Origin of the sequence: Rhizosphaericola mali (assembly GCF_004337365.2) — a bacterium.
Taxonomy (GTDB): domain Bacteria; phylum Bacteroidota; class Bacteroidia; order Chitinophagales; family Chitinophagaceae; genus Rhizosphaericola; species Rhizosphaericola mali.
In genome coordinates this window covers 2,472,979-2,487,860 of sequence record NZ_CP044016.1, presented here as the reverse complement: position 1 = coordinate 2,487,860, position 14,882 = coordinate 2,472,979, and the positions used below count along the sequence as shown (strand labels likewise).

8 protein-coding genes are annotated in these 14,882 nt (G+C 35.0%); 7 read left to right on the top strand and 1 reads right to left on the bottom strand.

Going from position 1 to position 14,882, the window contains the following annotated elements; genetic code table 11:
- The first annotated feature begins 18 nt into the window (after nt 1–18).
- From E0W69_RS10760 to E0W69_RS10740, 5 genes are read left to right on the top strand one after another with little or no spacing between them, the layout of a single operon-like run.
- Nucleotides 19–2,439 carry a glycoside hydrolase family 127 protein gene (locus E0W69_RS10760; protein WP_131330065.1) on the top strand — a complete coding sequence of 807 codons (2,421 nt, stop codon included), beginning with the start codon at nt 19–21 and terminating at the stop codon, nt 2,437–2,439.
- The gene (locus tag E0W69_RS10755) at nt 2,420–5,023 is read left to right on the top strand and encodes an alpha-L-arabinofuranosidase C-terminal domain-containing protein (protein WP_131330064.1); all 2,604 of its coding nucleotides are present in this window, start codon (nt 2,420–2,422) and stop codon (nt 5,021–5,023) included. Before E0W69_RS10760 ends, E0W69_RS10755 begins: the two co-directional genes overlap by 20 nt.
- Nucleotide 5,024: 1 nt before the next feature.
- Nucleotides 5,025–7,796, top strand: coding sequence for a DUF5695 domain-containing protein (locus E0W69_RS10750; RefSeq protein ID WP_131330063.1), 2,772 nt, complete (start codon nt 5,025–5,027; stop codon nt 7,794–7,796).
- 4 nt (nt 7,797–7,800) lie between these two features.
- On the top strand, nt 7,801–9,099 hold the full coding sequence (locus E0W69_RS10745) for a DUF6055 domain-containing protein (RefSeq protein WP_131330062.1): 1,299 nt from the start codon (nt 7,801–7,803) through the stop codon (nt 9,097–9,099).
- A 16-nt stretch (nt 9,100–9,115) separates the two neighbouring features.
- Nucleotides 9,116–10,966, top strand: coding sequence for a DUF4859 domain-containing protein (locus tag E0W69_RS10740; protein WP_131330061.1), 1,851 nt, complete (start codon nt 9,116–9,118; stop codon nt 10,964–10,966).
- Between the two features lie 66 nt (nt 10,967–11,032).
- Here E0W69_RS10740 and E0W69_RS10735 read toward each other — a convergent pair whose 3' ends face one another.
- Entirely contained in the window at nt 11,033–11,926 is an 894-nt protein-coding gene (locus tag E0W69_RS10735) for a LysR family transcriptional regulator (RefSeq protein WP_131330060.1), read from the bottom strand.
- Between the two features lie 139 nt (nt 11,927–12,065).
- On the opposite strand from E0W69_RS10735, the gene hutH reads away from it, so the two are divergent.
- Together hutH and hutI are read left to right on the top strand one after the other, a co-directional pair.
- Nucleotides 12,066–13,631 carry a histidine ammonia-lyase gene (hutH, locus tag E0W69_RS10730; protein WP_131330059.1) on the top strand — a complete coding sequence of 522 codons (1,566 nt, stop codon included), beginning with the start codon at nt 12,066–12,068 and terminating at the stop codon, nt 13,629–13,631.
- Nucleotides 13,632–13,634: 3 nt separating this feature from the next.
- Entirely contained in the window at nt 13,635–14,882 is a 1,248-nt protein-coding gene (hutI, locus tag E0W69_RS10725) for an imidazolonepropionase (protein WP_131330058.1), read from the top strand.

Below are 14,882 nucleotides of genomic sequence, written 5' to 3'. Positions count from 1 at the left end.
CTATAATTAAGAGTTGAAATGAGTGGATTAAAATGGAAATCAATAGTTGGTGTGTCTTTGTGCGTGTTGCCTATTTTAAGTAAAGCACAGAAGAAGGATTATGCAATACAACCTGTGGTATTTACCAATGTCAATTTAACGGATCAATTTTGGAAACCTAAAATTGAGGTGAATGCCAACGTAACTATTCCTTACATTTTAAAAATGTGCCGCGAACATGGTAGGATTGAAAACTTTAGAAAAGCTGCTGGTTTGGATAAAGCAGGAGATAAATTGACTGATTTTCCTTTTGATGATACTGATTTATACAAATTGATTGAAGGTGCATCTTATAGTTTGCAAGCCCACTACAATGCGGAATTGGATAGACAATTGGATACTTTGATTGATATCATGGGAAAAGCGCAAGAGTCTGATGGCTATTTATATACATTCCGAACCGCAAAAGTTACGCATCCACATGAATGGATCGGCGCTAAAAGATGGGAAAAAGAAGAAGATTTGAGCCATGAACTATATAATTCTGGGCATTTATTCGAATCGGCTGTAGCGCACTATGAAGCTACAGGAAAAAAGAAATATTTGAATATTGCTATCAAAAATGCAGATTTATTAGTTCGTTCCTTTGGTCCTGGAAAAGTACAAGTGTGGCCAGGACACCAGATTGTAGAGATTGGTTTAGTCAAAATGTATCGAGTAACGGGTAATTTAGACTATTTAAAATTGGCAAAATACTTTTTGGATATTCGAGGACCTAAATTTGGAAAAGAATATGCCTCTGAATATAGTCAATCCAATATTCCAGTAGTACAGCAAACGGAAGCTGTAGGACATGCTGTACGTGCGACTTATATGTATACAGGTATGGCAGATGTTGCAGCGTTGACCGATGATCAAGATTATCTGAATGCAATTGATAAGCTTTGGGATGATGTAGTGTATCGCAAACTATATATTACTGGTGGTATCGGTGCCACAGGTGCAGGAGAAGCATTTGGTAAAGCATACGAATTGCCTAATATGAGTGCTTATGCCGAGACTTGTGCTGCTATTGCTAATGTTTATTGGAATGAAAGAATGTTCTTACTACATGGTGATTCCAAATATATTGACGTACTGGAAAAAACATTGTATAATGGTCTACTTTCAGGCGTTTCATTGAGTGGTAATCGTTTCTTTTATCCTAATCCATTGGCATCCATGGGACAACATGATCGTAGTGCATGGTTTGCCTGTGCTTGTTGTATTACCAATGTTGCTCGTTTTATGCCTTCCATGCCCGGTTATATTTATGCTCAGAATAATAATGAAGCCTACATTAACCTTTATGCCGCTAATAAATCTAGTTTGAAATTGGCAAATGGAGATATTCAATTAGAACAAGTGACAGAATATCCTTGGAATGGGAAAATAAGTGTAGTAGTAGACCCTAAGAAAAATAAAGATTTTACACTCAAATTAAGAATTCCAGGATGGGCGCAAGATGAAGTGGTGCCTGGTGACTTATATCATTTTACTGAGAATAATTCAGCAAATAAAATTGCTATTTATGTAAATGGAAAACTACAAAATTATACGATCGAAAAAGGTTATGCGGTAATTAAACATAGTTGGAAAAAAGGAGATAAGGTAAGCTTTGATTTGCCTATGCCCGTAGAAAAAGTTTTGGCGAATGATAAAGTAACTGCAGATAATGGCCTGTTTGCATTCCAAAGAGGTCCCGTAGTGTATTGCTTAGAAGGCAAAGATCAACCTGATAGTGGTGTTATGAATGTCGTTGTAGATACTGCAACACAATTTACACCAAGCTATATGCCATCCAAATTGAATGGAATAGTGGAATTAAGAGGAAATGGTTATGTAGTCGCTAGACAAAGCAATTCAGATGAATTGATTAAAACAAACAAAGAAGTAGTTGCGATTCCATACTATTCTTGGAATAATCGTGGAGCTGGTGAGATGGAAGTTTGGGTTCCGTATTCTAGTGCGAAAGCAAAACCAAAACCTGCGCCTACTATTGCGAGTAAAAGCATAGCAACTGGTTCTTCAGTGAGTCCATTGATGTTGAAGGCGTTGAATGATCAATATGATCCGATGGATTCTCATGATAATAGTGTTAACTATTTACATTGGTGGCCAGCACAGAATAAACCAGAATGGTTGGAATATAAATTTGATAAAGCTTATTCTATTTCAGAAAGTGAAGTGTATTGGTATAATGACAAACCTTGGGGAGGTTGTGATCTTCCTAGTGCATGGCATTTGGAATATTTAAGTGAGGGTAAATGGTTGCCTGTAGAAACGACAACGGACTATACTATTTCAAAAGATAAATATGATGCTGTTCATTTCAAACCGGTAACTACAACAGCGTTGAAATTGGTTGTTCAATTACCTAAAGAAGCTTCTGCAGGTGTTCATGAGTGGAAAGTTAAATAGTTTTGATAGTATGATTTTGAGTAAGAAAAATTTTTATAAATATAGTTTTGCCGCGAGCTTGATTTGTTCTTTTGGGTATTTAAATGCTCAGACAGCAAAGATTTCCATTCATGCGGACCAATTTGGTGCAAAAGTTTCCCCTACACTTCATGGTGCATTTTTCGAAGAAATTTCGCATGGTGGAGAAGGTGGTTTGTATGCAGAATTAATCCAGAATAGAGGTTTCGAAGATTCGCAAGTTCCATTGGGTGATACGATTAAAGATGGAAAATTAATTCCACCAAGAACGCCGCACTATTCTATCGATAATGGTAAAGGTATTTCGGATTGGTGGATGCCATGGACTGTTAAATCGGATTTTCCTGCATGGTCAGCCGTGAATTCAGACGATGTTCAATTATCACTAACAGATAAAAACCCATTGAATAGTGCAACACCTCATAGTTTGCAAATAGAAATTAAAAAGGATGGTGCCATAACAGGTGTACAAAATGAAGGTTTTTGGGGGATTAATATTCAAAAAGGAGAAACTTATTTACTCAAATTTTATGTATACACGGATGGTAACTATGACGGCAAGGCTCAAGCTAGTTTAGTATCCAAAAATGGATCTAATTTGCTCAATAAATCATTTACTATTACTAGAAAAAAAGGTTGGGTTCTATATACTGCGGAGTTAACTTCTACAGTTACAGATCCTAAAGCACATTTTGAATTAACTTTTTATAAACAAGGAACTATTCAGTTAGATTTTGTTTCTCTTTTTCCAAAGCATACATTTAAAAACCGACCTAATGGGCTGCGTGCGGATTTAGCACAAAAAATTGCAGATTTAAAACCTAGTTTTTTACGTTGGCCAGGAGGTTGTTTTGTAGAAGGTGTTAATATTCAATCTGCTCCTGATTGGAAAGAAACGATTGGTCCAGTGGAATCTCGTAAATCGACTTTTAGTGTTTGGGATTACTATACAAGTAATGGATTCGGATATGATGAATACTTGCGTTATTGCGAAGACATAGGTGCAAAAGCTTTATACGTTTTCAATGTTGGTATTTCTTGTGAGATGCGTAGTGGAACTTATGTTACTGGTGATACAGTGCAACAATATATCCAAAGTGCTTTGGACGCAATCTCGTATGCCATAGATCCAGTTACAACTAAATGGGGGGCTGAAAGAGCCAAAAATGGACATCCTAAACCTTATCCATTGGAATATGTAGAAGTGGGTAACGAGCAACATGGCGAACTATACGGTAAACGATATAATTTATTTTATAACGCTATTCATTCTAAATATCCACAGATAAAAATCATTGCTAATATGGGTATTGGTGACGTGGATCCCAATACACTTAAATACATGGATCACGTACAATACTCCGATGAACATTCTTATAAAGGTGCTTATTGGTCTATGGCGAACTATAATCATTTTGATTCCTATCCTAGGGATAAAGGTTGGGATGTATATGTCGGGGAATATGCGACTAATAACGGTGTAGGTCGAGGTAATATTATTGCATCCTTGAGCGATGCGGTGTATATTATGGGTATGGAAAAAAATGGTGATTTGGTTACAATGAGTAGCTATGCGCCTTTATTAGTCAATGTCAATGACGAAGATTGGCCGGTGAACTTGATCAATTTTGATAATGAAAAAAGTTTCGCACGTATTTCCTATTACATGTTAAAAATGATGAATGAAAATAAGCCGACTATAAATATTCATTCTGATGTAAAATTAGAACAACCTGCTAATGTGTTGAATGATGCATTTAAAGGAGGTATTGGTTTGGCTACTTGGGATACGCATTCGGAATATAAGGATATAGAAATTATTCAAAAGGGCAAAACAGTATATTCTTCTGATTTTATAAATCATCCTGATGAATGGAAAGGTTTACGTGGTGATTGGAGGATAAAAGATAGCGCCTACGTGCAAAATGCAGATGGTGCACAGACTTTTGCATATTTACCCAATCATAGTTTATCCGATTATACATTAACATTAAAAGCACGTAAATTAGATGGCTATAATGGATTTATCATTCCTTTTGCTGTAAAAGATTCTAATACATTTGATCGGATACACATAGGTGCTTGGGTAAATGCGGTTACTTTAGTTGAGTCCGTTACGAATGGTTATGATGTTGGAAATCTTAGTTCGCCTGCAAGATTGCCATTTAAAATTGAAAAAGATAAATGGTACGATATTCGAGTAGAGGTGCATGGTGATAGTGTGGCGGCATATATGGATAACCAACTATTGATTAAGTATAAAGAACCTTCCAAATATTTTTTATTATCAGGTGTTGATAAAGCTAAAAATGAAATTATAGTAAAAGTTGTCAATGCATATAATGTACCTTATATATCTAAAATAGATTTGTCCGGAATTACGAAAGTCGCTAAAACTGGAACGATAACTACCTTGTCAGCCGATAAGCCTGATGCGGAAAATTCGTTCGCATATCCAACAAAATATATCCCAACAAATCATGTAATAAATAATGTGTCAAAAGATTTTGAAATAAAAGTAGCGCCTTATTCTTTTAATATTATTCGAATAAAAATGTTGAAATAAAATGCGTTTTATAAAGCATTTATTTTTTATAATTTTAGTATTAATTCAATTAAAAACAATTGGACAAAATCATCAAATTTGGGAGACGAAAAATGAGGTATTTCAAATGGGATGGGATAGTTCTGGACTTAGTGAACTACATATTTTACGAGATACATTTCCCTTAAATTATATTGCTCCTAGTAAAAGTTTGGGTAATGTAGATATTCAGTTTTTATTAGCAGGCAAATGGTTTAATTGGCATCTCGATGCAGATAAGGATAAGCAATTTGTAATTGATAAAAATACAATCGTTTTTAATCATCAATTTAACGGCTTGTCTGTAGAACTAGCATTTATTGTAAGTGAGAATGCTCTACGCTATGAAATACGCATTAAGAACCACAATAAGAATAACGTTTTATTAGGTAGTCTGGGTATTCCTATTGTGTATAATGGATTAGAAGGAGAGGATCCAACTACGATATTTGAAAGAAGAGTCCTGAAACATAGTTTTGTTTCTGGTAATGGTTCTTTTTTGTTCTTTGAAAGACCTACGGGCGTTGGTCCGTATTTACTGATGACACCTTGTGAAAATACTTCATTGGAATATTACAAAGTAGATAGCCTAGGTCCAGATTCAAGCGTTTATAAAGTTTATACTTTGTCCAAATGTCTTGCGGACAGCAATGTCAGTACTTGGAGACAACCTCTAACAGATCAAGTATTACAGTCAGATCAGGAAATAGTTTATTCTTTTAAGTTTCAAAAGGCTACGAACTATGCAGATATTAAAGTTATTCTGCATAAAGATAGTCTTCCTGTGATTGATATTCTTCCTGGAATGACGATTCCTTCTAATCTTGAGGCGAATATTTCGATTGTTTCTTTATTACCTATGGAGGAGATTTTATCTGAATATCCATCGGCTACAAATATTCAATTTATTAAAACATTAAAGAATGGCAAGTCTTTATATAAAGTCAAATTTCATCATTTAGGTGAAAATAAATTGACCCTCCTTTATGGGAAAGGGCGCAAGACTTATTTGGAGTTTTTTGTAACAGAACCATTGGGCACGCTTTATAAGAAGAGAGCGGACTTTTTAACTAATACCGAACAGGTAAAAGATTCTCTTAAATGGTATAATGGTTTGTTTGCTAATTGGAATATGCAAAAGCAAGAATTAGCAACCCCAGATAATCCTTTGAATCTGATTAATGGTGTTTCCTACGCAATAGCAAGTGATGATCCTGCACTATGTAAAGCTCCATTTCTAGCTTTGAAAAATGTTAGTTATCCCAATACAAAAGAAATAGCGGCATTAGAATACTATATAGCACATTTTGTTTGGAATGGATTGCAAAAGACAGATACGGCAGGCTTGCATCCATATGGTATCTACGGCACACCGAATTGGTATACTAACAAATATATTGAGCAAAGAAGAAAGTATACGAATAAGAATTTGGATAAAGATCACGTGTGGCGTTCCTATGATTATCCGCATATCATGGCACTATATTTTTACTTAGCTCAGATTGCGGAAAAATATCCTTCTTTAGTTCATTATGCAGATAGTACTGAATATTTAAAACGGGCAAAAGAAACGGCTAAGGCATATTTTAAATATCCTTATGATATTCTTCCGTGGTACGATACTTATAAGTGGGGATGTTATAATGAATTAGAAATTGTTCCGTTGATGGAAAAATTGCGTCAAGTAGGCTGGCAAAAAGATGCGGATACGCTACAACGGGAATGGGAAAAAAAGGTGAAGTATTTTATATACGATGATCGTTATCCATATCGTTCCGAATATAGTATTGATGCTACAGCTTTTGAGTCTAGTCACGCATTTGCCAAGTATGCATTATCGTATCAGATGCAACCAGATTCTTTGTTATGGTATGATAAAAATCTAAAAAAATGGTATTCGCATCCCCATATTTCGGACTCAGCTTCTCATCGTTATATGGAAGAACAAATACAAGCGAATATTGCACTACGTGGGTGGTTAGAAAATGCATATTATTTAAAAGGTTCAGACTATAGAGGCGGTAATGACGCGTATATGTTGAGTTATATGGCCCAGATGGGTGGGTGGGCAGTATTAGACTACGCACTACATTATTCCCAATCGCCCAATACGTATCTACCTCTTGGCTATGCTTCGTATCTTAGTTCATTTGCGCTGATCAATTCAGGTTCGAAAGAAACAAATTACGGGTTTTGGTATCCGGGAAAAATAAATGATGGTGCAAGTGGTTGGGCATTTGAACCACAACGCCAAAATCGTACTTGGTTAAATATGGTTCAGAGGCGTGGTCCTTGGGTGTATGACGGCGAAATTGATCTCGGCTTTACAGGTGCTTTAAGATCGGCGAGGACGATATTGACTATGGAGCCAGATTGGGGTATGTATGTTTATGGTGGCACACTTTCTGAAAATAAAAATAGTTATTGTATTTATCCTAAAGATGGATTAAATCAACGATTTAATAGTATGTTACCAGCACTTCCTTTGGAAATTACATTGGATCGTGATGGTTTTCTTTCTCAATTTAATGCAATTGAGATATCAAAAACTACAAAAAAAATTACCTTGCGACTAGAAAATAGAACGAATGATGCTCATCAATTAACTATAACAATTCAAAATTTACCTCATCATACTTATCAGATCTATCAGGATGGGAATCGTATTGTTACAAAAACGGTAAATGAAACTAAGATGATATTAGTTATTCCATTTAAAAAGAAAACAACTACTCTAACTATTCAAATAAAATAAAAGAATGAATAGAATCTATTTTTACATTATAATATTTTTACTCATAGGAATTCGCGGTTTGAGTCAATTTTCTGTAAAAGAATTATTTATTCCTGAGAAACTATGGAAAGTTCCGGAACATAATAATTTCAATGATACGGCAAGTAAATATAATCGTAATTATATGCGTCAATCAGCAGATGTCGCGATCATTTGGCCGAAAAATTTTGGACTACATCCTGAGTTATTAACAGATCCAACAAAAAGATTTAATCCCGATAGTATTCTTGATGCGAGCGAATCCTTTTACAAATACTATGTTGATACTTTAGGATTTGTAGAAAAAGGTAATTCGATTTCAGATAAATATAAAATTCTATTTGTTGTTTGTGACGATGACGATGGTACCGCCTATGGTGGTGGTTCTGAAGAGAATCCCAAAATTGGTATTCTTTGGACGCCAACTTCCCGTATTTCATATGCACCTTATGGCGCAGTCGCTCACGAATTGGGACATGTTTTCCAGACTTTCGTAAGTACCGACGGTGGTGTTGGATTTACATCGGCAGGTCAATCTCTATACGAAATGACTTCGCAATATATGCTTTGGCAAGTGTATCCAACTTGGATGATATTTGAAAATTATCATGTAAAAGCATTTGAAAAGCAAACCTATTTGGCATTTTTACATCCTGATAATATGTATCATTCTCCATTTATTTTGGAATATTGGTCTGAAAAATATGGGAAAAATATTATCGGTAAACTTTGGAAAAGTGCAGAAAAAGGAGAAGATGTTGTGGTTACTTATAAAAGAATCCAAAAAGTATCTCAGAAGACTTTTAATAACGAAATGTTTGATGCGGATCGTCATTTAATAACTTGGGACTTAAAGAGAATAAAGGATCTTGCTCGACCTTATGCAAATCAATTTTCTACAAAATTGGATACGCTGTCTACTGGTTGGTTAAAATCTGATTCAATTAACCTACCTCAAAACTATGGTTTTAATGCAATAGAAATCCCCAAACAATATGTAGTAAATGGCAAGGTAAATATTCAATTTAAAGGATTGTCAACGGATACAAATGCGGGTTGGAGATATGGTTTTGTTGCCGTGGATCAAGAGTTGCACACAACTTATGGAAAAACTGAAAATCATACAAAAGGAAAGATAAAATTTCAAATTCCTGCTAATACGACGCATTTGTGGTTTGTAGTAATGGGAGCTCCTCAGCAACATACTATAGTAAATTTGGATCCTCCAAAGGGACAGAAAAAGCAAACTTTTGCATCGTATCCATACCAATTCAAATTGTTATAATTTTAAATGAAGATTAATGACTGCAAACTACTTGACTAATAAACGAATTATAAAAGCTTTTTCCTTAATAGGTACATTCTTGTTGTTTACTGCTATACTTAGTGCGAGAACTTTAAAGCATTTAGCCAATGAAAATAATTTACATGATAGTCTTAAAATTTATGTTCCGTTAGAATTGCGGGAAATGGATTTTGCACAGGATTCGAGTAAGTGGAGTTATCATCGATCTGAACAGTCCACACATTTTATCGTTTTTTGGGATAAGAAATACGGCAATAACGATCCTAATTCTAATAATATTCCTGCAAAATATCGTGTCAATATTCAAGATATGTTGGCTAAAGCAGAAAATTTTTACAAAGAAAATATTGGAATTTTAAAATTTGCAGAAGTTGGTTACGGGAAATCTAATTTGGATAAATATAAGATGATGATTTTCTTATTTTATCAAGATGAATGGCTTGCTGCGGGATCAGGGTACGACGATGTAATTGGTGCTCTATGGGTTAATCCAACGACTTGCCAACCTGTCGGTCCTATAATTGGACATGAAATAGGACATTGTTTCCAATATCAAGTAAGATGTGATTTAGGTGATAATCATGGATTTAGATATGGATTTGGTGGTAATGGAGGTAATACATTTTGGGAACAAACCGCGCAATGGCAGTCTTTTCAGTCCTATCCAGCAGATGTTTTTCATTCTGATTTTGGAAGTTTTACGACCAACTATAATAAGCATGTTTTACATGAAGATTATCGTTATGCAAGTTACTTTATACATTATTATTGGGCACAAAAACACGGGATTGATATTATTGGGAAAATATGGAGAGAATCTAAAAAGCCAGAAGATCCTATCCAAGCTTATCAACGCTTAACTAATATTAGTAATAGTGTGTTTAATGATGAAATCTATGATCAAGCTGCGCGTTTAGTAACTTGGGATCTGCCTGCAATTCGGGAGGAAGGGAATGGTATTATTGGTCGATTGTCTTATAAAGTAAACCTTCAATTAGACGGTAGTTTTATTACCGACACTATTTTTGCACCGCAATCTACTGGCTTTAATGCTATTCCATTAGAAGTTACGCCACATACAAAAATTGTAAAAGTTCATTTCAAAGGTCTTGTCAATCCTGCAGGCTTTTATCATTGGAAAGATACGAGTCGTATTGGATGGCGATATGGTTTTGTCGCTTATTGTAAAGATGGAAGTCGAGTATATGGAAAAATGTATAAAAATAAAAATGAAGTTGCTGCGTTTTCTATTCCTCAAAATACTATAAAACTTTGGTTTGTAGTATCAGGCGCACCATCAACGTATGTTCCACATGCATGGGATGATAATAATGCTAATGATGAAACCATGCCTTATCAAGTAAAGTTTGAGCATACAAACGTTTTGGGATATTTGGATCCAAATATTAAAACAATACCCCACGATACTTCTATCGTCGCTGATATTAAAGTTAAATCCGATCCTTCTGGTTATGCAAATGCTTTTTATCCTTTGAACGTTTCTGTTTTGTCTCATGGTTTTGGACTACAACCTGATGTAATTGTGGATGAAATGGGTAAATCTATTCAGTTATATAGTGATTCGGCAAATTATAGTTTTAGTGATCATCATACCACTAGAGGGATGGGTAATTGGTTTGACAAAAAAGGGGCAATTGTTTCATGGGGAGATAGTGCAACTATATTTTCTGAATTTGAAAAGGATATGTTTAGTTTTAAGATTGGACAATTTCCAAATAGGGTAAAATCTGGAGAGCATTACACTGTCAAGCAAAAATTGGTATATATGCGTCCGGATCAAGACAAAATAACCGTAGATTTTAAATTCAATATTACTATAGAATAATTTTATATAAAAATTTTCCTAAATTCTCATGTGATACCCCCGTTTGTTTTTACAAGTGGGGTTTGTTTATTGGTCGATATTGTTAAATATGGAAAGTAAAATTGGAATTGCAGGATTGTTCGACTTTTCTTTCCAAACTAAAAACAAGGTTGTTTGCTGTGGTATATTGTTTAGTGGAACAAATTCTACATTTGTAACATAGCCCTTTTGTAGTGAAGTTGGCACAATAGCAATGCCTTGATGCTGTTCCACCATCGTAAATATCGTCAATGCATTTACGGTTCTTAAGGAAACTTTTGGTTGAAATCCTTGTTGTAAAAAAATACTCATAATAAGATCATAATATGAATGACTATATTCTTTTGAGAATAAAATAAAAGATTCTTCTTTGAAGTCTAATAATTTCGTCTTTTTTCCTTGATATTTTGGATGATTTTTGGGAAGGACTAACATGAATTTTTCTGTAAAAATAGGTAGTGATTTTAGTCCTAATGGAGTTTCTTTTATCCTTGCAAAACCAAAATCTAACTCATTTTTTAGTAATAATTCCATTTGTTTTTCATTAGAAAGTTCACTTAATGTAATTTCTACCGATGGATATTGCTTTTTTATTTTCTTTAATAATTGTGGGAGTATGGTTTGTACGGCTGAGCCGATAAATCCTAATTTTAAAGTAGCGATAACACCTTGAGCTATTTTTTCCAAATTGGAATTAATTTCTAAGAAGTGTAGAAACATTTTGTCCGTTTCTAACTTTAAATACTTTCCAGCTGCAGTTAATTGCACTTCTCTTCTGCTTCTTTCAAATAATTTAACATTTAATAGTTCTTCCATTTGTTTGATCTGTCTGGACAAACCTGGTTGGGATATAAAGAGCCTTTCTGCAGCTTTTCTATAGTGTAATTCTTCCGCCAATATTTGGAAATATTTTAAATGTCTTAGCTCTATTTGATAATCCATGGTTATTAATTATTGACTAAAATGGTATTATTAATTATTAAATATAGCCACTAACTTTGAGAGCAAGAAATTTTAAGAAGAAAGAACTACCCATATTCAAATCATTTATACGCGTAGAATAATTGGAAAATAAAATATCATGGAAATATTCAAATACGGTGAAGGGCATTTAACGAGTTCGATTGCAGTTAAAATTGCAGAAGGTAAAATGCAAGGAATTTTATCGGAAGATACAATTGCGAAAATTGAAAAAAGTGCTGGTTATGTAAAAGAAATAGTAGCATCCGGCGAAACGGTTTATGGAATAAATACGGGATTTGGGCCATTATGTACGACGAAAATAAGTGTAGAGGAAACGCAAAAACTACAATCCAATATTTTAAAAAGTCATGCTGTCGGAGTTGGTGAACCTATTGCTAAACAACTCGCCAAATTGATGCTGATTCTTAAAGTACATGCATTGGCTCAGGGTTTTTCTGGTATTCAATTAACAACTATAAAAAGAATAGTTTGGTTTATTGATCAGGATATTGTTCCATTAGTCCCCAAGCAAGGGTCTGTTGGAGCATCAGGGGATCTAGCGCCTTTGTCTCATTTATTTTTACCATTAATTGGTTTAGGAGAGGTATATGTCGGGAATGAGGTAATAAAGACCGCTGAAGTTTTGCATTCTCATCAGTTAACGCCTGTGGAATTAGGACCAAAAGAAGGTTTGGCATTAATTAATGGTACGCAATTTATGGCGGCGCATGCAGTTACTGCTGTGGTCGAGATGAGTCGTATTTTGGATACTGCAGATTTAATTGCTGCGATGACTATAGAAGGATTGAGTGGCTCGATTCATCCATTTTTACATGAATTACATGATCTTAGACCTTATAAAGGGAATAAATATGTGGCATCCACGCTTTACAATCTTTTGCATGGTTCGGCTATAGTGGACAACCATAAAAATTGCAATCGAGTACAAGATCCATATTCTTTGCGCTGCGTACCTCAGGTACATGGTGCCTCTCGCAATGCGTGGTTGCATTTAAAAGAAACTATTGAAATAGAAATAAATTCTGTCACGGATAATCCAATTATTATTAGCCCAGATTTGGCTATCAGTGGGGGAAGCTTTCATGGACAGCCGATTGCTATGCCGATGGACTATGCTACCCTTGCTGTATCTGAATTAGGAAATATTTCTGACCGAAGAGTATTTTTGAGTTTAGGTGGTGGTTATCAAGATGTACCCAAACTATTGGTTAAAGGAACTGGTTTGAATTCGGGATTCATGATATTACAATATACAACAGCAGCCTTGGCTAGTGAAAATAAATCTTTGTGTTTTCCTGCGAGTGCAGATAGTATTCCTACTTCTTTAGGTCAAGAGGATCATGTGAGCATGGGCTCAATTTCTGGTCGCAAATTGTTGCAAGTTGCCGATAATATTGATAAAATTCTGAGTATAGAATTGATTTGTGCTTGTCAAGCCATAGATTATTTACGTCCATTAAAATCTACACCAATTATTGAAGCATTACATGATAAAGTTCGTACTTTAATTACTCATGTTGAAGATGACCAGCCAATGCAAGAAATACTACATCATGCAGAAGCATTGGTGAAATCAGGAGCATTGATATCTATTGCCAAAGAAGTATCTCAAAATGAGCATATTCCTTATCAAGAAGAATCTGATTATTTCCAAAATTTTTAGACTATGGAAAAATATTTGATTGGACCATTTACCCAAATCGTTACAATGGCGAATCTTCCCATAAAAGGCGCTTTGTCTGACGATCAATTGGAAATTATTAAAGAAGGAGGTTTGATAATTTCCAATGGGAAAATTCAACAAGTTGGGTTATTTAACGACTTGCGAATAGTCGCCAATACAGAAAATATTCCTATTCAATTTATAGAAGGTAAAAATGTTTGTTTGCCTGCATTTGTAGATTGTCACACACATATAGCTTTTGGAGGTAATAGGGCTAATGATTTTGCTTATAGAAATGCAGGAAAAACTTATTTGGATATTGCTGCAGCAGGTGGTGGTATTGCTAATACGGTATCGCATACAAGAGCATTGACAGAACAAGAATTGGTTGATATTATAGTAGATCGCAGTGCTTATTTAATTGCACAAGGTATATCGACTATAGAAGTCAAAAGCGGTTATGGTCTCAATGTTGCAGAAGAATTAAAACTGTTACGTAGTATTCAAAAAGCGAATCAAATAACACCCGCTAACTTAGTAGCTACATGTTTGGCCGCACATATTTTGCCAAAGGATTTTAAGGGTAATGCAGAGGCTTATTTGAATACAATTATTGAGGAACTTTTTCCAATAATAAAAAAGGAAAAATTAACGAATAGAATTGATGCTTTTATTGAAAAGTCCGCTTTTTCTCCATCCGAAATTGCACCATATTTTAACAAGGCTCGAGAAATTGGCTTTGATATTACGGTACATGCGGATCAGTTTACAACTGGGGGATCTGATGTTGCAATAGCATTTGATGCCGTATCTGCGGATCATCTGGAAGCATCGACTGAAAAAGAAATTAATATACTCGCTCATTCAGATACGGTTGCTGTGGCATTACCCGCAGCGTCTTTAGGTGTAGGGTGCGCGTTTACACCTGCCCGTAAATTATTGGACGCTGGAGCGTCTCTTGCCGTTGCTACCGATTGGAATCCAGGAACTGCGCCGATGGCACAACTGGTAACCTCAGCTTCTATTTTGGCTACTATGGAAAAGCTCACCAATGCGGAAGTGTTGGCGGCAATAACTTTTCGTGCCGCTAATGCACTCCGTTTAAAAGATCGCGGAATATTGATGAATGGATTAAAAGCTGATTTTATAGTTTACGATGCCGATAATTATCAAAATATTACCTATCTGCAAGGATGTTTGCAACCGCAATCTGTTTGGATAAATGGGCAATTAAAATACGCTAAAAACTAA